The organism is Salibacterium lacus (assembly GCF_042684865.1).
GTDB classification, from domain to species: domain Bacteria; phylum Bacillota; class Bacilli; order Bacillales; family Marinococcaceae; genus Salibacterium; species Salibacterium lacus.
In genome coordinates, this window is record NZ_JBHUML010000002.1 from 1,049,239 (window position 1) to 1,065,803 (window position 16,565).

General features: G+C 45.6%; 20 protein-coding genes. 5 read left to right on the forward strand and 15 right to left on the reverse strand.

The window, feature by feature from the left end; genetic code table 11:
• The first annotated feature begins 1 nt into the window (after nt 1).
• Nucleotides 2-178 (forward strand): hypothetical protein, encoded by a 177-nt coding sequence (locus ACFSUB_RS06210; protein ID WP_380712316.1) that lies wholly within the window; start codon nt 2-4, stop codon nt 176-178.
• A 69-nt stretch (nt 179-247) separates the two neighbouring features.
• Here ACFSUB_RS06210 and pepF read toward each other — a convergent pair whose 3' ends face one another.
• From pepF to ACFSUB_RS06245, 7 genes are all read right to left on the reverse strand, one after another.
• Nucleotides 248-2,065 carry an oligoendopeptidase F gene (gene pepF / locus ACFSUB_RS06215; RefSeq protein WP_380712317.1) on the reverse strand — a complete coding sequence of 606 codons (1,818 nt, stop codon included), beginning with the start codon at nt 2,063-2,065 and terminating at the stop codon, nt 248-250.
• Between the two features lie 137 nt (nt 2,066-2,202).
• Nucleotides 2,203-3,372 carry a competence protein CoiA gene (locus ACFSUB_RS06220; protein WP_380712318.1) on the reverse strand — a complete coding sequence of 390 codons (1,170 nt, stop codon included), beginning with the start codon at nt 3,370-3,372 and terminating at the stop codon, nt 2,203-2,205.
• A gap of 135 nt (nt 3,373-3,507) precedes the next feature.
• Nucleotides 3,508-4,173 carry an adaptor protein MecA gene (gene mecA / locus ACFSUB_RS06225; protein ID WP_380712319.1) on the reverse strand — a complete coding sequence of 222 codons (666 nt, stop codon included), beginning with the start codon at nt 4,171-4,173 and terminating at the stop codon, nt 3,508-3,510.
• Between the two features lie 420 nt (nt 4,174-4,593).
• The gene (gene spxA / locus ACFSUB_RS06230; RefSeq protein WP_093337226.1) at nt 4,594-4,989 is read right to left on the reverse strand and encodes a transcriptional regulator SpxA; all 396 of its coding nucleotides are present in this window, start codon (nt 4,987-4,989) and stop codon (nt 4,594-4,596) included.
• Between the two features lie 357 nt (nt 4,990-5,346).
• Nucleotides 5,347-5,487 (reverse strand): hypothetical protein, encoded by a 141-nt coding sequence (locus ACFSUB_RS06235; RefSeq protein WP_380712320.1) that lies wholly within the window; start codon nt 5,485-5,487, stop codon nt 5,347-5,349.
• 1 nt (nt 5,488) lies between these two features.
• Nucleotides 5,489-6,073, reverse strand: a complete 585-nt coding sequence (locus ACFSUB_RS06240) for a GNAT family N-acetyltransferase (protein WP_380713195.1) — start codon at nt 6,071-6,073, stop codon at nt 5,489-5,491.
• A gap of 153 nt (nt 6,074-6,226) precedes the next feature.
• Nucleotides 6,227-7,429 (reverse strand): putative glycoside hydrolase, encoded by a 1,203-nt coding sequence (locus tag ACFSUB_RS06245; protein ID WP_380712321.1) that lies wholly within the window; start codon nt 7,427-7,429, stop codon nt 6,227-6,229.
• Nucleotides 7,430-7,695: 266 nt separating this feature from the next.
• Here ACFSUB_RS06245 and ACFSUB_RS06250 point away from each other — a divergent pair, with 266 nt between their 5' ends.
• Complete coding sequence (locus ACFSUB_RS06250; protein WP_380712322.1) at nt 7,696-8,244, forward strand: HD domain-containing protein; 549 nt, start codon at nt 7,696-7,698, stop codon at nt 8,242-8,244.
• Nucleotides 8,245-8,315: 71 nt separating this feature from the next.
• Here ACFSUB_RS06250 and ACFSUB_RS06255 read toward each other — a convergent pair whose 3' ends face one another.
• From ACFSUB_RS06255 to ACFSUB_RS06265, 3 genes are all read right to left on the reverse strand, one after another.
• Nucleotides 8,316-8,870: an NADPH-dependent FMN reductase gene (locus ACFSUB_RS06255; protein ID WP_380712323.1), complete on the reverse strand. Its 555-nt coding sequence runs from the start codon at nt 8,868-8,870 to the stop codon at nt 8,316-8,318.
• Between the two features lie 117 nt (nt 8,871-8,987).
• Nucleotides 8,988-9,926 (reverse strand): NAD(P)-dependent oxidoreductase, encoded by a 939-nt coding sequence (locus ACFSUB_RS06260; RefSeq protein WP_380712324.1) that lies wholly within the window; start codon nt 9,924-9,926, stop codon nt 8,988-8,990.
• Nucleotides 9,868-10,140, reverse strand: a complete 273-nt coding sequence (locus ACFSUB_RS06265) for a YciI family protein (protein ID WP_380712325.1) — start codon at nt 10,138-10,140, stop codon at nt 9,868-9,870. The genes ACFSUB_RS06260 and ACFSUB_RS06265 overlap by 59 nt, the downstream gene beginning before the upstream one ends.
• 344 nt (nt 10,141-10,484) lie before the next feature.
• Between ACFSUB_RS06265 and ACFSUB_RS06270 the strand changes: the two genes are divergently transcribed.
• Nucleotides 10,485-11,480 (forward strand): sodium:calcium antiporter, encoded by a 996-nt coding sequence (locus ACFSUB_RS06270; RefSeq protein ID WP_380712326.1) that lies wholly within the window; start codon nt 10,485-10,487, stop codon nt 11,478-11,480.
• Here ACFSUB_RS06270 and ACFSUB_RS06275 read toward each other — a convergent pair.
• Nucleotides 11,477-12,070, reverse strand: coding sequence for a TlpA family protein disulfide reductase (locus ACFSUB_RS06275; protein WP_380712327.1), 594 nt, complete (start codon nt 12,068-12,070; stop codon nt 11,477-11,479). The genes ACFSUB_RS06270 and ACFSUB_RS06275 overlap by 4 nt on opposite strands.
• 89 nt (nt 12,071-12,159) lie before the next feature.
• On the reverse strand, nt 12,160-13,314 hold the full coding sequence (locus ACFSUB_RS06280; RefSeq protein ID WP_380712328.1) for a hypothetical protein: 1,155 nt from the start codon (nt 13,312-13,314) through the stop codon (nt 12,160-12,162).
• 158 nt (nt 13,315-13,472) lie between these two features.
• On the opposite strand from ACFSUB_RS06280, the gene trpS reads away from it, so the two are divergent.
• Entirely contained in the window at nt 13,473-14,459 is a 987-nt protein-coding gene (gene trpS, locus ACFSUB_RS06285; RefSeq protein ID WP_380712329.1) for a tryptophan--tRNA ligase, read from the forward strand.
• A 104-nt stretch (nt 14,460-14,563) separates the two neighbouring features.
• Here the strand turns inward: trpS and ACFSUB_RS06290 are convergent, their stop codons facing one another.
• The 3 genes from ACFSUB_RS06290 to ACFSUB_RS06300 form a co-directional block, all read right to left on the reverse strand.
• Nucleotides 14,564-14,704 carry a hypothetical protein gene (locus tag ACFSUB_RS06290; protein ID WP_380712330.1) on the reverse strand — a complete coding sequence of 47 codons (141 nt, stop codon included), beginning with the start codon at nt 14,702-14,704 and terminating at the stop codon, nt 14,564-14,566.
• Between the two features lie 301 nt (nt 14,705-15,005).
• Nucleotides 15,006-15,755, reverse strand: coding sequence for a DUF3603 family protein (locus tag ACFSUB_RS06295; protein ID WP_380712331.1), 750 nt, complete (start codon nt 15,753-15,755; stop codon nt 15,006-15,008).
• A gap of 84 nt (nt 15,756-15,839) precedes the next feature.
• Entirely contained in the window at nt 15,840-16,046 is a 207-nt protein-coding gene (locus ACFSUB_RS06300) for a hypothetical protein (protein ID WP_380712332.1), read from the reverse strand.
• A 226-nt stretch (nt 16,047-16,272) separates the two neighbouring features.
• Here ACFSUB_RS06300 and ACFSUB_RS06305 point away from each other — a divergent pair, with 226 nt between their 5' ends.
• Nucleotides 16,273-16,563: a hypothetical protein gene (locus tag ACFSUB_RS06305; protein WP_380712333.1), complete on the forward strand. Its 291-nt coding sequence runs from the start codon at nt 16,273-16,275 to the stop codon at nt 16,561-16,563.
• Nucleotides 16,564-16,565 lie beyond the last annotated feature (2 nt).

Consider the following 16,565-nt stretch of genomic DNA (forward strand, 5'->3'; position numbering starts at 1 on the left):
GTTGAAAAAAGTCATAATCGGTCTTCTCAGTATTGTCGCCAGCTTCTGTCTCTTTACTCTCGGCTTAATGAATTTATTCCCTTTACTGCTTGGAACAGCACTGTTATATTTATCCATATTCTTCTCTATATTCTGCTTTAATGAGCGCCGCCGCTTTAAAGGAATGCGCATGAAATAATATATGCTGTACTTTTGAACAAAAAAGAGGAGCTTCCCCATGAGCAGGGGAAGCTCCTCTTTTTTGTCTTTATATTTCTTCAAGGAGTTTTTCCATTTCCGACAGAGTGTCTTCAAAAAGTTTCATTGCTTCTTCCACCGGAGCAGAAGATGTCATATCGACACCTGCTTTTTTGAGAAGGTTGATTGGATAATCCGAACTTCCGGACTGGAGAAAGGCCAAGTACCGGTCCACAGCAGGCTGACCTTCTTCCAGCAGCTGCCTGGACAGCGCTGCCGCTGCACTGTATCCTGTCGCATACTGATACACGTAAAAATTCATGTAGAAGTGAGGAATACGGGCCCATTCCAGCGCAATATCGTCATCCACTGTCATATCCTCACCGAAATATTTTTCATTCAAAGCGTAATATTCCTTTTCCAGAACATCCGGTGTAAGCGGTTCGCCGGCCGCTGCTTTTTCATGAATAAGCTGTTCAAATTCAGCGAACATCGTCTGGCGGAACACAGTCCCCCGGAATCCTTCCAGGAAGTGATTCAACAAGTACAACCGCTCTCTTTTATTTTCCGTCGTTTTCAGCAGATAATCATTAAGGAATGCTTCATTCACGGTAGATGCCACTTCGGCTACAAAAATGGTGTAATCAGCGTAGCGTACAGGCTGTTCCCGGTGGCTGAAATAACTGTGCATCGAGTGTCCCAGTTCATGGGCAAGCGTGAACATGTTATTCACGTCATCCTGCCAGTTCATCAGAATGTAGGGTTTGGTTCCATATGCCCCCGAAGAATAAGCTCCGCTGCGCTTTCCTTCATTTTCGTACACATCAATCCAGCGGCTTTGAAATCCTTCTGCCACTTTATTCACATACTCACTTCCAAGAGGCTCCACCGCCTTCAATATCTTCTCCTGCGCGTCTTCATACGTAACGTTCATATCCACATCTTTGACAAGCGGGGTATATAAGTCATAATTATGAATCTCATCCAGCTCGAGCACCCGTTTACGCAGTCGTACATAACGGTGCAGAAGATGGAGATGATTATTTACCGTATCCACCAGCTGATCATAGACTACTTCCGGAATATGATTGGAACTCAAGGCTGCCTGTCTGGCCGAATCATAGTTTCGCACTCCGGCTGTGAACAGATGCTTTTTCACTTCACCGCCGAGCGTACTGGCGAATGTGTTTCTATAGTTGGCATACGTATCATAGACAGCTTTAAATGCATCTCTGCGCACTCTCCGGTCGTCACTTTCCAGAAACCGCAGAATACGTCCATGCGTCACCTGCACTTCTTCTCCCTGCTCATCTTTTACAGCAGGAAATGTCAGATCCGCATTGTTGAGCATCCCGAATGTATTGCCGGGAGATGCTGTAACTTCTGACACCTGAGCCATCATGGATTCTTCCGATTCATTCAATACGTGCGGCCGCTCTTCGTTAATTTCTTCGAGAGCCTGTTTATAAAAAGCCAGCCCTTCATGTTCACGTATAAACGAAGCAATCGTTCCTTCCGGGATGGAGAGTATTTCCGGTGTGACAAAAGCAAGGGCCTGGCCTAGTTTCGCAGCAAGGCTGGAAGCCCGGTCCTCCAGCCCCTGGTAATAAGAATTTGCAGTATCCTGGTCCGCTCTCATGTGGGCGTAGGAGAACAATCTCCCGAATCTGGCCCCTAGTTCGTCTTCTGTTTTCAGGCATTGATACAGATTTTCCGCTGACTCTCCAAGTGTGCCTTTGAACGCTTCCACAGCAGGAATATATGTTTTCACTGCTTCAAATTCCGCTTCCCATTCTTCGTCGGCAGAAAATATATCTTCGAGATCCCAGGTCCATTCTTTCGGTACGTCTTCGCGTTTTGGCAATGATTTCGTTTCCTGAGTACTCATTTCAACACCTCCATTTTTCCCTTCCTATTTTACCGGACACTTGGATAAATGACCAATGTTTGCCTTTCAGACAAAAACACTGGAAATCATGCTCTGTTTATGGGTGTAAAAATATAGAATGCTCTGCTGTTTCTTTTTCAAAACAGGAGGGAGAAATATTGTTTGTCCATTTTATATCCTTCGTCAATAGAGGCAGGCAGATACACACCATTTACTTTTTTCCAGCCATCTCCGTTTTTTTGCAGGAGAGGCGTTTTCTCCAGCAATCTGAAATACTGTTCCAATGCCTTATCTACTGGATGGTTCACAAGGGGAGACTGTTTCAAGCGGAGAATGTCCTCTGCCACGGGGCAAAATTCTGCAGCAGCGGTTTGCAGGGAAAAAGAGGTATACAAAGGCAGAGGGTCCAGAAAAGAAAGCAAAACGGCGCTCTGCCAGTGATGAGGGGGTGTGTTGAAGTGAGTCATACCTTCAACAGGCCAGCCCGCTTCAGCCGGAAAATATGGAATATCTGAGCGCCGGTCTGCAAACAGGACGCGCACGTAACGACTGTCCGGGTAAAGGTGCCACCGGCTGCGGGAGTACCTCCACTGTTTTTTGGTATTAAGCCAGGTCTGCATCCACGTTCTCTCTCCCTGAACAACCGAAGGAAGTTGAATCAGTCCGGACACAGACATGCTTGAAAGTTCCACTGTATAAAGATCTGCATAGGTAATGGCTGAGGAAAGAGATGCACGGGGATAAAGAAAGGAGAAACGACCACCGGCAGGGGAGAGATATGTCAGTGCGCTGCAGCGGGTACCGGCTTGTTCTTCACGCAGTCCCGTCCATTCGAACGCATGAATCGAGTATCTTTGGGAGCGGTCAAAACGGAGACGGTCCGAAGAATAAATCCAAAGCGGCTGGATGTGATGGGACAGGTAATCGTTGGTACGCTGGACAGCCTCCTCCGGTGGGATGGAAGCACACTGATATTCCACTGCGTACGTTCCCCCGTTCCACGTAAACAGTATATCAGCCTGGCGCCCCAAATCTGGGAGAAAGACTTCAAGACGTGGTGAAACGTTCTGCCGTTCAAGCCATTCATACAGTACCGCTTTTCCTTCAAGATGTTCTTCAGACTCCGGGGCAGCGCGGCATAAAGAGTGATGGCGGTGGGCAAAATGCCAGCGGCGGACTTTTCCTTTTTTCAATACTACTTCTTCGTTACAGACAGGACAATGATACGGAGGGGAACCAGAAATACCGGTATGGCTGGCGGGATGCAGTATGACCCGTTCTCCCTGTTTCGTGACGGCACTGAACATGGCATGTGCTCCTTTTTCTTTTTGGAGTGAGAACACTTGTATCGCAACCACTTCTTTTTCGACATGCTGGTTCTGTATCCCTTTTTTAACCTAAAAAAAACCAGCTCCATAGTTGGGCTGGTTTTTCAGGCAGGATTATGAAAAGGTGTCCCTCAGTGTCTCGAGACCGCTGGCTGCTGCCACGGTTTTGCCGTATTCCCGGATTCGGAAAATAGATACGTCGGATTCTTCTCCGTACTCAAGAACGTGACTAACCATATCGTCCTGCTCATCTTCTGTATATTGATTGTCGAACATCAAATATAGATAATACGTTCCTTCAAAATGATAAATCTCATTTTGTACTCCCGCCGGTGCAAAAGCCTGGCTCAAGGCAAGTAAATCTTCCAGATCATCAAAGGAAATGACAATTTCAAGATAATCGGAATCTCCGTGAGCCTGTCTTGACTTTTGGGAAGAACGGAACTGCTCATCAAGCATATCAACAATGTTATCATCAACCGGCATATCTTCCCCTTTGCCCTGGGATACCGGTATTTCCAGTTTCACGTTTCCATCGGTTATCTGACCGCGCGTGACTACAATTTCCATGCCGTTATCCAGCGCCTGTACCTGGATCCACAAAGGACCTTCAATTTCAAAATTTTCACGGTCATGCGCTTCATTAATCATTTCAAAAAATAATTCTTCCCCGCGTTCCCGGTTGTACCAGATTTCGTCCCGGTCAAACCCACGATCTTCAATATCCTTATAGGAAATATAACATTTGACCGTAGACTCATTAATTCTTTCGATTTCCACGATTTTCTCCCTCCTTAGAAGGTAAGGTGACTTCCGCTTCCATGTTTTCTCTATATATTACCATCATACCCTTTGACGGGCACCTGTAACCTTCATCCTCATCTTACTGCCATTTTATACGAGGAAGATGCCGGTTGTTAAGGACCAATGCTCATCCCGTCGATATTTTGAGGGAGCGGAGCGTATGAAAAGAGAAAACGCGGTCTTTCCTGCTATTAAATGTATATTGTCAAGGAAAGATTGTGCATTGTCAATAGTTAAATCTTCATTTACCCTTACCGTATTCAAATGAAATGTTCATTATCCTTTTCATTTAAAAGAAAAGCTTTATTACTACAAGGATAACAAAGGTTCTCCCGACATGAAAACAAAAAAACTTCTACTGCTGATAAAAGTAGAAGTTTTTCTGTGCCGCTTTATTTAATTGACCATGTCCCGGGCTTCCATCAAATTGAAAGTACGGACTTTACGGGGCAGAAATCTGCGGATTTCGGCTTCGTTATAGCCGACCTGAAGACGTTTCTCGTCAAAGATAATAGGACGGCGCAACAGTCCCGGATATTCACTGATCAGTTCAAATAAGCGCTGCAGAGAAAGGCTTTCCAATTCTACATTGAGTTCCTGGAACACTTTGGATCGTTTTGAAACAATTTCATCTGTCCCATCTTCTGTAAGCCGTACAATTTCTTTCACTTCATCTACGGTTAACGGGGAAGCGAAAATGTTCCGCTCTTCAAACGGGATATTATATTCTTCCAGCCAAGCTTTTGCCTTCCTGCAGGAAGTGCAGCTTGGAGATGTTAACAATGTAACCATCTGGTTCATCTCTCCCTTCTTCATCCGCCAGATAAGTTCATAAAGGAGTTCTATGCTTCATTATCTACCATGCTGAATTCATACAATGACATTATACAATAATTATTCTAATTTGAAAAGAGTTTTCAATGAACAATAATGCATGGGATTGTTCTTTCCCGCCGTTTGTTTGATTCTATAAGTATTCTGTATCTGCGATGTATTCTTTGTCATTGAAGCAATGGCTTCGTTCTTAGTATTCCACTTTATGAAACACCTCAAACAAAGGTATTGAAAAAAATTGTGATGAAAATGTGACAGAATTATAGTGAAAAGAACTGCCCTCTGACAGAGCAGCTCTTTTTATGAATCACATATTCAAGCCGTGGTTTTCATGCTGGTGGGAGTGGTGGGTTTTTGGCCGCCGGGTGCTTTTTTCCAGTCTTTCAGATTGCCGGGCAGCAGATCTTTCAGGACACGGCGTTTTTTCCGGCGTTTCTGTTTGTCCTTCTTTTTCATTTTATCTCCCCCCTCTTTTATGATTATATCCCCTTTGTTCTTTTGAATCGTCATAGGTCAATACTTCTTCTGCGGGTTCATACGATTTACCGTACAGTTCTTTATCTTTATACGTATGAACATTTTTATACGTTTGTTTCAACTTTTCAAAAATATTTTCTTCTGATTCATCGTCAGGAGACCAGAACATGATTTCCAGTGTGTTGACCTTATCGGTAGCAAGGGACCTTCTGTGGTATCCAATCGATGCTGCCTGCCTGAAGCCGGCTCTTTCATAAAACCGGAATCGTTTTCTGGAATCGGTATCTTCATAATCAAGCGGCTCCACTTCAAGAATAACGGGTTTTTTTCTTTGTTTTAGTTTTTCGATTAACTGCATTCCCGTTCCTTTTCCTCTTGCACTGCGGGAAACAAAAAGATAATCAATGAAGATGAACCCTTCCATTTCGACGTACATCATGACATAGTCCGGACCTTCTTCTTTGTGATATATATCCCCTTTTTCCTGAAGAAGAAGTTCCATGTGTTCCTGTGATTTCATCTCTTCCACGGGAAAGTACTGCCTTAATTTTTCATACCAGTTCATCGATTCCACAAGCGTCTCCTTTTCCTTCTTTTCTTTATTATATACCGAAACGACTGCCTCTGCCCACCTCTTATGGCCAGGTTCTGCGATTTTATGGACTTTACATAAAAAAAAGGGACAATCCAGAGTCTGGACCTCCCTTATTTTACCCACTTAAGGAGTGTAATCCACTCCTTCTGTATAATTATTTGTCGCATTCCACAGCAGAAACTCATGTATCCCCTGCTCCTTCAGAGCGCGGATCTGCGCTTCCACCTCTTCTACGCCGTACTCCTGGTAATTTCCGGAACCAAGCCAGCTGGCGGTGAAATCCTGAATCCAAGGGCGGGTCTGCGGTGTCTGATCCAGTCCTTCGAGTACTTCATTCTCCACTTTTGCATATTCTTTGGTCAGTTCATAAGGATGAAGATCCGGTTTATCGATTCCAAAATACGGCGTCCAGTGGCTCGGGTATATCATAGACGAGATGACATCCACATTCCCCGCAATTTTAGAGAAGTTCTGGCCGATGCCGGGAGCTTGTTCCAGGGTAGCTGAATAACCGAAAATATCAACAGACACATCGACATCGAATGTTTTGTTCAATTCTTCGCGGGCATGTTTCACAAAATCAGTAACTGCTGTTACCCGCTGCTCCACATTGGTTCCTTCTTTGCCGTAGTCTCCCCGTGAATAGCTGAGTTCTTCATCCCGGTGTTCAAATCCTTCCGGAAACCGGACGTAATCAAACTGTATTTCCTGAAAGCCCATTTTGGCAGCTTTTTTTGCAATATCGAGGTTGTAGTTCCAAACCTCTTTTTCGTAAGGATTAACAAAAGCTTCATCTTTTCCGTTCTTCCATATCTCCCCGTTTTTCTGATAGGAGAGATCCGGTCTTTTTTCTGCGAGAACCGTGTCTTTGAACACCACAATTCTGGCTATCGGATAAATATCATTCTCCTCCAGTGTTTTTAACAGCTGTTTGGGATCACTGATCATATTCTTTCCGATATCTGGAATACTGCTGTCTTCGCCGGGCTTGAACGTCAAATTTCCACGGTCGTCTTTAATATCGATAACCATTGAATTCAAATCGGTGGAATTTGTGAGTTCAAGCAGTTCATTAAAACGGGCCCCTCCCGCCGAATGACCGGTTACATAGGTTCCCTTCACTCCATCCTCGGGATAGGTGAAGTCATAACCGCTGTCATAGGTGAACCGGGACATGTCTTCTTCCATTTCTTTATTGATTTCCTTGGTTTGTTTATGTGTGTGATAGGTTATGGCATGATGTTCTTCCCCGCTTGTATCGCTTGTCAACCAGAATATTCCTGCCGCAAGGGCGGCAGCCCCCATAGGTACCCAGATTTTTTTCATGATTTCCCATCTCTCTTTTATTCTATTATATATTTATATCGTACAAAGGCTTCTACTTGAAATTATACATAGTTTTTCATCATTCACCAATAGGTCTAAAGAAAAATATGCCATGTTTTCCGCCTCCGACTATCCTCCTTTTCCAGGTTAAAGATGTTATGGTCATTGTATGCTTATTCCCCTTTAAATTTTTCTTGAAATTGAATAAAGAAATCGTTATAATAGTAAAAATATATTTAATGACACGTTAAGCAGGAGGGTTAAAGATGAGAAACGTAACGTTGGAACAAATATATGAGCACCCGGTAACCCAGAAATATGTGAAAAGGGCCGGCCTTGCTCATGCGATTGCGGCGTCTTATCATGCCTTCCGCCTTGCTGTAAAAAATAAAACCAATCCGGATTCAGCTGCTAAAGCTGCATTCCTGCACGATTCGGGGCACTATACCTGGTATCGTGACGGAGAATGGGATTTTGATCTTTACAGAAACAACGATATTCATGCTATTAAAGGGGCAGAGCGCGCCCATAAGCTGTTGATCCGTCTGGGGGAAGACCCTGCAGCCGCCAAAGAAATTTCTGTGGCCGTGCTTTTGCATACGGACTCTTTTCTCCCTGTAGATCATGACCAGCTGCAGCTCAGCACGCTTCAGCAGATTGTTGCCAAGGCGGATGAGCTTGATGAAGAACCGGAAGGAAAGCATCATTACCGCAGCATTTCAGAAAGAAGGGCCCGCCGGCAGATTGTCGAACTCGACCAACTTATCGACAAAACCCTGGAACCTTCCGCACAAAAACAGACCAGTGACATATAACAGATACTTTTCCACAAAAAAGAGATCCCGATTTAAGCATCGGGATCTCTTTTTGTATTCTTTACTGCTGCTTAGTTGCGAACGGCAGCTTGTTTTTCCAGCCATGGACGTACATTCTCCACGGTGGTGTCGAGAAAATCGATGGTTCCTTCGTCTGCCAGATAACCATTTTCATCCACTTTTTCGTGAACGGAACCAATCAGCACTTCATTTCCCGGAAGAATCGGAGAAGAAAGTCCCGGAGCAAAGAGAATATCGCGCAGGTGCGACTGCGCCTTCACGGTTCCAAGTGCTCCCATGGAAGCTCCAACGATCCAGGATGGTTTCCCGATCATCACCTGATCGACGCGGGAAAGCCAGTCTATGGCATTTTTCATAGCAGAAGTGATGGTACCGTTATATTCCGGCGTGACCCACAATACGGCATCCGCATCTGCAACATTTTTCTTAAACTCCAAAACTTCCGCTGTTGGAGTCATTTCTTCGTCCTGATTGTAAAACGGCAGGTGGCCGATTTCCAGGATATCGAATTCAAACTGGTCCACGTACCGCTCTTTCATAAAATGAGCCAGTTTTAAATTAAATGATTCTTTTCTTGTGCTTCCTACTATCGCAGCAATTTTCACTGCTATCCCTCCCAAAAATTCGTGAAATACTTTGACATACAAAGCTTATTGTAACGAATCGGGGAGAGAATGAAAAGAAAAGTGCACGGGATGTCTGCCTCATGTGCAAGAGTTCCTTCAGGAGTGTTTTCCAGAAGTATACTGATAGAAGGCACTCATATCTTTACCGCCGTACCCCTGCTGATCTGCATCTTCAAACATTTCTTTCACTTTTCTTCCGGCTTCAAGCGGTACTTCTGCATTTCCTGCCATCTCTCCTGCAAGATTCAAATCTTTCAAAAGAAGAGATAAAGCAAAGCCCGGTTCTTCTCTCTTTGCGGCAATAAAATCAGGATAATGCCTGTCAAAAATCTTACTTTGGGCAAAGCTCTGACTAAGAACATCATACAGCATTTTCTGGTCAATGCCGGATTCGTCAGCAAGATGAAGTGCTTCTGCGACTGCTGCGGTATGCATGCCGACCATATACTGGTTGATCAGTTTCACTTTTGTCCCGCTTCCCGCCGGACCGGTATGTGTGATAGTTGCACCGAGCACATCAAAGAGAGGGCGGGCTTTTTCGAATGCACTCTCCTCCCCACCGCACATAATCGCAAGGGTTCCGGCTTCCGCCCCGGCCGTCCCTCCACTGACCGGGGCGTCGAGATACTCCACACCCTCACGTGCCGCTTTTTCCTTCATCTCTTTATGAAGAGCAGGAGATACGGTGCTGAAATCAATGATATGTGAACCGCTGATTCCCATTTCAAACAGTTCAGACAGGACGTCTTGCACATCTTTGGGTTCGGGCAGGCAGGTCATAATAACATCTGCCTTTTCTGCTATCAGAGACAGAGATTCTGCCTTGCGTCCTCCCAGCTCTTCAAACGCCTCTTCCTTCTTTTTTGATCGATTGAAACCATAGACTAAGTATCCCGACTGCACAAGATTTCGTGCCATCGGCATGCCCATGTTTCCAAGTCCGATAAATCCTATTACAGCCATAGGCTTCCTCCTTTTACTCCCATTCGCCGGAAACCATTTCCCATTCGTGTATATGGTATCCGCGGGCTCCATGCTTTACAAACGGGTCATTCAAAACAAGCTCTTCCACCGCTTTTTCATCCGGCATACGGTATATTACCAGTCCACCGGAACCATCGGTAAATTTACCATTAGCGGCTACATTTCCCTTGTTTCTCTGTTCTTTTAGAAACTGAAGATGATCGGGCCTGTACGTCTGCGATAATTCTTTGTCTTTTAATGGAAGCAGTACGGCAAATAATTTCATACAGCCTCTCCCTTCTGAACTTTTTTGCGCCATGTAATACTTTGCGGTATTTTCCCGATTTTCCTGCCTCTCCATCGTGTTTTTTTATATTGACTCCACCTGATTCCGGTGGTATGTTTATTATGGAATAAGAAGGGGAGTAGCGTCCAATAGGATTAATGAATCGTCAGGACAGTACACGGGCAGTGTACTCGGTTCATTAAACTTCACTGCTTTTACGGCGCCTGCAGTGAATGTGCGCAAGACCTTTTTATAAAGGGATCGAAGTATCTTTTTTCGTTCTTTTTATAAAAAGGTCTTTTTTATGTTTCTTCCCCTTTTTTACAGAAAAAGGAGTGAAATCGATGGTTTTTTTCTTGTTCGCCGTGGCAGCCGCTATTACGGTTATTGCTGCTGTTAAATTATCAACCTATGCTGATGTCATCAGTATAAAGTCAAAGTGGGGCGGATTGATGGTAGGTACCCTGCTGCTTGCCGGAGCCACATCTCTTCCGGAGGTGACGACCAGTTTAACCGCGGTATTTCTTGATAATCCGGATATCGCAGTAGGAAACGTTCTCGGCAGCAACATGTTCAATTTACTGATCATTGCTGCCTTTGACCTGTATTATCGTAAAGAAAAACTGTTCTCACGCACAGATGTCTCCCACGCCTACACAGCGTCGCTGGGTATCCTGCTTGCCCTTCTGGTGCTGGCTGCCATGTTTATTCAAACCGAGATCTCCGTGTTCTGGATCGGTCTCGATACACTTGTTATCTTTGCTGTCTATATCGCCGGCATTACCTTTATCAATAAAAAAACCGGAAGCAGCGATTCCGGGCAGGAAGCGGCTCTGGCAGTGGAAGATGAAACGTCGCCTTCCTACGCCATCTCGTTAAAACATGCCGGTGTCGGTTTTGTTATTGCCGCCGTGGTGATTTTGGGCGCCGGATCGATGTTAACCATCACAGGGGACCAAATTGCGGTGCAGACCGGTCTTGGCTCCAGTTTTGTGGGAAGTTTTCTGATCGCAGCTTCCACTTCCCTGCCGGAAGCAGTAGCTGTTCTTGTCGCCCTGCAGCTGCAGAATCACAACCTCGCGCTTGGGTCCATTCTCGGGAGTAATCTTTTTAATGTCATTCTGTTGTTTGTCAGCGATGTCGGATTTTTGAATGGTCCAATCATCGCCGCTTCCAACCCTGTTCATCAGATTACAGCGGGTGCGGTCAGTCTGCTGGCAGCGATTGTGTTGTTTTCAGTGCTCCGCGGCAGGAAAAAAGTTTTGCACTTTTACCCGTGGCCCTCAGCGCTCCTCATCGTTGTTTATTTCATAACATCGTATTTTATTTTCATTTTTTAGAATGTCGTTTCCCGGGACGAAGAGGATGATTTCTCTTCTCTTTGTCCCCAGGTTCCGGCCTGCACATCCGACAATGCCTTTTCCAGCTCGTCTTTTTCAATCGGGCCGTAAAATGTCTTGGTGACAACACCTCGTTCATTTAGTAAAAAAGAAGCGGGAACTCCTCTTACCCCGAAATGATCCATCGCTTCTCCTTGTTTATCCAACAGAACCGGTACCGAAAGACCGCGTGAAAACGAACGCACACCTTCCAAATGAATCTCTTCTTTTGTCACATTGATGGCTGTCATGTTCCACCTGTCTTTGTGTTTTTCATGAAAAGCGGAAAGCTGCGGCAGTTCGCGGCGGCATATACCGCACCAGCTTGCAAAAAAAGTGACAAGCAGCGGCTTATCCATATAGGAAGACAGTTCATAGGTTTTTTCATCCATTCCTTCGAGCTCCAGATCTGCTGCCGCTTCTGTCTGTCCGGTAACCGGATAACCGGATGCCGGCTTTGCTGGATTATAGGAAGCCTGATAAAATAAACCGGTTATGCATATTAGACCGCATAAGGTCAGAAACATTAATCTTTTCTGGAAAAATCGCATGAAAGACCCTTCCTTTCATGATACGAAGGTGGTTCGCATGAATATTTTACGGGTTCTTCTTTACATCCTGACCGGAACGGCTGCTGCTTTTATTCTTTTGTCGAACTGGTTTCCGCTGCTTGGAAAAACTCCGCTTGGGCTGGTTCTGCTTGCCGCTGTTCCTGTGCTTGCTGTATACATGGGGCTGAAGCACCGGAAGCAGTGAGAACCTGGCATACTGTTTGGGTTATTTGTTTCACACTATCCGGTTGCTGCAGCCGCTTCTGTCTTCTTTTCATACGTTCTCTCTCAAACGGTGACTGCAGCAGTGTGGATACCTGCTTCCATACTACGTCAGGACAGTTTCCCTGCCGGGCGGCCTGACGGCGCAGGGCATAACGGGCGTTCATTTCTTCCTGTCCGGGGAGAGGAGCAGTTATGACGACGGGGGCCTCATAGAGAAACGCCTCTGTCATCGTCATGCCCCCGGCCTTTGTGACGAGAACATCACAGATTTGAAGATAATTTTTGAACTGCGGCTTCCAGGGATACAAGAATACGTCATGACCTTCCATTACCATGCGGCTGGTTTTTTTCCACTTCCCGCTGCATAGTACGAGCGTACACAAGGGAGAGAGGCTCCGAATGGCACGAAGGACTTTCTGATAAGGGAATGGCCCTTCCCCTCCCCCGCTCATCAAAATAAGCGGTTTTCCCGGATCCCAACCATTTGCCAGACAGCATTCTTTTTTTGTAAAAGAACTTTTTTGAAAGGACGCCGGAATCCCGAGCGGGAACACAGGGGATGCCGGCTGCTCTGTCTTCACCTGCTCCGGCAGAAAAACCCCATCCACTTCCGGGAGGTTGGCTGCCGGTACGTGCCAATAATCTGTTGCTGCGTGAAAGAGCTTTACCCCCGGATACGCTGCTTTTGCCGAAGCTGCCAGAACTGTCAGAAGAGGATGGACAGATACGACAGCGTCTGCATGAAGTGCCGCCCGCATGGCCCCGGGGCACCACCCTGCCGGCAGGGACGGGGTTTGAAACGGTATCTTTTTTTCCGAAAGGTGCCTCCAGAGAGATGGAAACCATGTTATGAGCTGCTTGTACACATTTTTGCCAAGCTGAAAAAATAAAGGCGGCCCTGTTTCGAGCGGATGAAAGATTTCTGCCGTATGTCCCTGTTTTCTCCATTCCTGCTGCAGCATCCGGGCCGCTTCATTGTGACCGGCACCTATGGAAGCTGTCCATATATGAATGCGCATGAAACCATCCTTCAGGTATACTATGTGGTCAGTATATGCTTGAACGGCAAAAGACATGCATGCTCTTCTGTCATTGTGGTTTACGGAGGGAATGACTTTCGATATGATAAAGAAGAGATAACCGAGAAAAGCGTATAGAAGGGAAGGAATCGATATATATGAGTACAGTGTTTTCCGGTATACAACCCAGCGGCACGTTAACACTTGGCAACTACCTCGGGGCGCTTCAGCATTTTGTCGGCATGCAGGAGGAACATGACAGCTTTTTTTGTATTGTGGATCAGCATGCCATTACGGTTCCGCAGGACAAAACCGAGCTTCGAAAAAATATACGGAGTCTGGCGGCTCTCTATCTGGCGTCTGGCATCGACCCTGAGAAGTCAACATTGTTCATTCAGTCGGAAGTGCCGGCCCATGCCCAGCTCGCGTGGATTATGCAATGCGTGTCCTACATAGGGGAGCTCGAACGGATGACCCAGTTCAAAGATAAGTCAGCCGGCAAAAGCGGAGTATCCTCCGCACTTCTTACATACCCGCCGTTAATGGCCGCCGACATTCTGCTCTATCAGACAGATATTGTTCCGGTTGGTGAAGACCAAAAACAGCATCTGGAACTGACCAGAAACCTCGCTGAACGTTTCAACCAGCAGTACAACGACATTTTCACAGTACCGGAAGTGCAGATTCCAAAAGTCGGAGCGAGAATTATGTCGCTGCAGGATCCGGACCAAAAAATGAGCAAATCCGATGAGAATCAAAAAGCGTATATTTCCATGCTCGATGATGACAAGACAATAACGAAAAAAATCAAGAGCGCTGTCACAGATTCCGATCAGGAGATACGGTTTGACCGGGACAACAAGCCTGGTGTCGCCAATCTAATGAGCATCCTGTCGCTTGCTTCCGGAAAGGATATGGCTGAGATTGAAAAAGAGTACAGCGGCTCAGGATACGGGACGTTTAAAGAAGATACCGCCGCTGCCGTCGTGGAGCTTCTCCGCCCTATCCGGGAGCGTCATCACGAATTGATGGAATCCGAAGAACTGGACCGGATTCTCGATGAAGGGGCGGACCGGGCGCAGCGCGCATCTTTTAAAACACTGAAAAAAGCGGAACGGGCCCTCGGCCTCGGCCGGAAACGTTAAGCAACGCGCGTTCTGAACATGTAAACTTATGCCGAACGATTCTTTTATGAATCGTTCGGCATTTTTTATCATGAGAAGATTTTCTTCTGCTCTCCTCGTTCGTTTCACTTATTAGCTTGCGTCCGGTCTTTATGAATCGATTCCCGGTATTTCTGAATCGATTCTCCCCATTTTCCCACTTTTCTCGATCGATTCTCGGAATTTCTCGATTGATTCTCCGGATTTCTTGATTGAATCACGTCCATGCAGTATCACCGCTGGAGCCGTTTCCAAAAACACCGCTCGTAAATTAAAAACCCCGGACGATTCAAAGACGAATCGTCCGGGGTTATTCAGTCATACTAACCGGGCTTCAGCCGTTTTTAGTATCCCTTCTGTTTTCTCCAAATCTTCCCTATCAGCACACTGAAACCGATAGTTCCCACTGCGAAGAGAATTGTAAATCCCTGCATGACAGCATAAGCCAGTCCATCCATGTCATCACCTGCTTTACAAACTTTTTCTGCTTCTAATTATATGGAACAACAGCGTAAGTGTAAAGCCTTTTCATTTCACCTCTTCTTCGTGCTGCATATTCCACAGCTTTTCAAAAAACGGGTGACCTTTTATCATTTTCCGGCATAATTCATAGTGATGAACGGACCACCCGTCTTTCACTTGATCGAAAAACTGCTGCCACATCGTTTCTTTATTCATGCTGCATTGGATTTCTTCATAAACGGCCGGGTCCCACTCTGTAAACCAATACCGCACTTCTGCGGATTCTCCGGATGTATACAATTGGTCCATCGCCATGAAAAGAAGCTGTTTAAGCTGCCGTTCTTTTCTCGTTAAGCCGGTCATATAATCCGGGTGCGGCGAAAGGATATGGTACTCTTTTTCATCAACGATATCCTTGATGTCAAACACGGAAGATTTGTCATGTTCCATCATTTCCCTTACGGTTCTTTCATGTTTAGGGGCAAGGCGGCTTTTTCGGATCGGCGTTTTATACCCAAGCGTATCAACAGCCAGCACCCTCCCCCCGTCAAACATCACAAAACAATAATCCAGCGTTATCCTTGTCATCTTTTTACGGAGCGTACTTTTTTGAAAAACTTCATGCAGCAGCCGTTCCGGAATATCTTCCAGGCGGTTCTCCACATAATCATACAAACGTTCTGATACTTTCACAATCTCTGCCTGATCAAGCACTTCAATCCGGTCTTCTGCATTCCATTCATGAAAAGGACAGACATTGTATCCATTTTCTTCCCCTTCAAACCAGTTAATCCACACATCACGGATTCGGGGCATTCTTACACCCTCCTTGCTATCCATTTGTATCAACAGTATAGTCAGACCAAAATTGTTTTATTCTCGTGAGCAGATGGAATGTTCTCATGAATTTTCGGGCCAGTATATACTTCCTGTAATCAGGATGCATCCTAAAATAAACAAGGCGGATTCCGAGCGCTGGAGAAGAAAAATCATAAATTCAACCGCCGACAACCCCGCCGGAATGTAATTCAGGAAAGCTATAATACTGATTCCTCCTGCAGAGGCCAGCCCAAACCCTGTAACAAGTACGAGTACTCTGACAATCATGAGTATACTCTCCTTTTTCCATCCGCCTTCCACGACACAACAGGGATTTATGTTTTATACTTGTATATAAATCGTGCAGGCAGACTCATTACGACGTTTGCCACAGCACCGGTATAAATAAGAAAACTTTCGTCAAACTGTAACCTAAATCCTTTTTTCAACGGAAATTTGTATACAGCAATACCTCATAACTAAGTAATACCAGTCTATGCAGGAGGATGGAATAGTGGGAACCCACCGGGAAAAACAACAACAGGAACTGTACCGAAAAATAGAGCAGCTGGATGAGCTGGCCAAAGACATTAACGAAACAGCAGCTCACCTTGGAAATGAAACGTATGTCCCTTCTTTAAGACTTTACCGGGAACAGCAGGAACAGATTCAGGATATCCAGTCTTACTTTGAACAGGTGGACATGCCCCGTTCCAACCAGACCGTGGAACATATACTGGCGCTTTCCCTGAAGGAATTTCACCGGCAGCTGATGCACATCAAAAACGACGATCCGGAGGAATAAAA

Bases quoted from the DNA above. Each gene is read 5' to 3' on its own strand.
- ACFSUB_RS06220 (WP_380712318.1), bottom strand. From the start codon at position 3,372: ATGTTCAGTGCCGTCACGAAACAGGGAGAACGGGTCATACTGCATCCC.
- ACFSUB_RS06280 (WP_380712328.1), bottom strand. From the start codon at position 13,314: ATGCGCATTCATATATGGACAGCTTCCATAGGTGCCGGTCACAATGAA.
- ACFSUB_RS06260 (WP_380712324.1), bottom strand. From the start codon at position 9,926: ATGGAGCCCGCGGATACCATATACACGAATGGGAAATGGTTTCCGGCG.
- ACFSUB_RS06300 (WP_380712332.1), bottom strand. From the start codon at position 16,046: ATGATTGTCAGAGTACTCGTACTTGTTACAGGGTTTGGGCTGGCCTCT.
- trpS (WP_380712329.1), top strand. From the start codon at position 13,473: ATGAGTACAGTGTTTTCCGGTATACAACCCAGCGGCACGTTAACACTT.
- pepF (WP_380712317.1), bottom strand. From the start codon at position 2,065: ATGAGTACTCAGGAAACGAAATCATTGCCAAAACGCGAAGACGTACCG.
- ACFSUB_RS06240 (WP_380713195.1), bottom strand. From the start codon at position 6,073: ATGAACTGGTATGAAAAATTAAGGCAGTACTTTCCCGTGGAAGAGATG.
- ACFSUB_RS06235 (WP_380712320.1), bottom strand. From the start codon at position 5,487: ATGAAAAAGAAGGACAAACAGAAACGCCGGAAAAAACGCCGTGTCCTG.
- ACFSUB_RS06250 (WP_380712322.1), top strand. From the start codon at position 7,696: ATGAGAAACGTAACGTTGGAACAAATATATGAGCACCCGGTAACCCAG.
- spxA (WP_093337226.1), bottom strand. From the start codon at position 4,989: ATGGTTACATTGTTAACATCTCCAAGCTGCACTTCCTGCAGGAAGGCA.
- ACFSUB_RS06290 (WP_380712330.1), bottom strand. From the start codon at position 14,704: ATGGACGTGATTCAATCAAGAAATCCGGAGAATCAATCGAGAAATTCC.
- ACFSUB_RS06275 (WP_380712327.1), bottom strand. From the start codon at position 12,070: ATGCGATTTTTCCAGAAAAGATTAATGTTTCTGACCTTATGCGGTCTA.
- ACFSUB_RS06295 (WP_380712331.1), bottom strand. From the start codon at position 15,755: ATGCCCCGAATCCGTGATGTGTGGATTAACTGGTTTGAAGGGGAAGAA.
- ACFSUB_RS06270 (WP_380712326.1), top strand. From the start codon at position 10,485: ATGGTTTTTTTCTTGTTCGCCGTGGCAGCCGCTATTACGGTTATTGCT.
- ACFSUB_RS06245 (WP_380712321.1), bottom strand. From the start codon at position 7,429: ATGAAAAAAATCTGGGTACCTATGGGGGCTGCCGCCCTTGCGGCAGGA.
- ACFSUB_RS06265 (WP_380712325.1), bottom strand. From the start codon at position 10,140: ATGAAATTATTTGCCGTACTGCTTCCATTAAAAGACAAAGAATTATCG.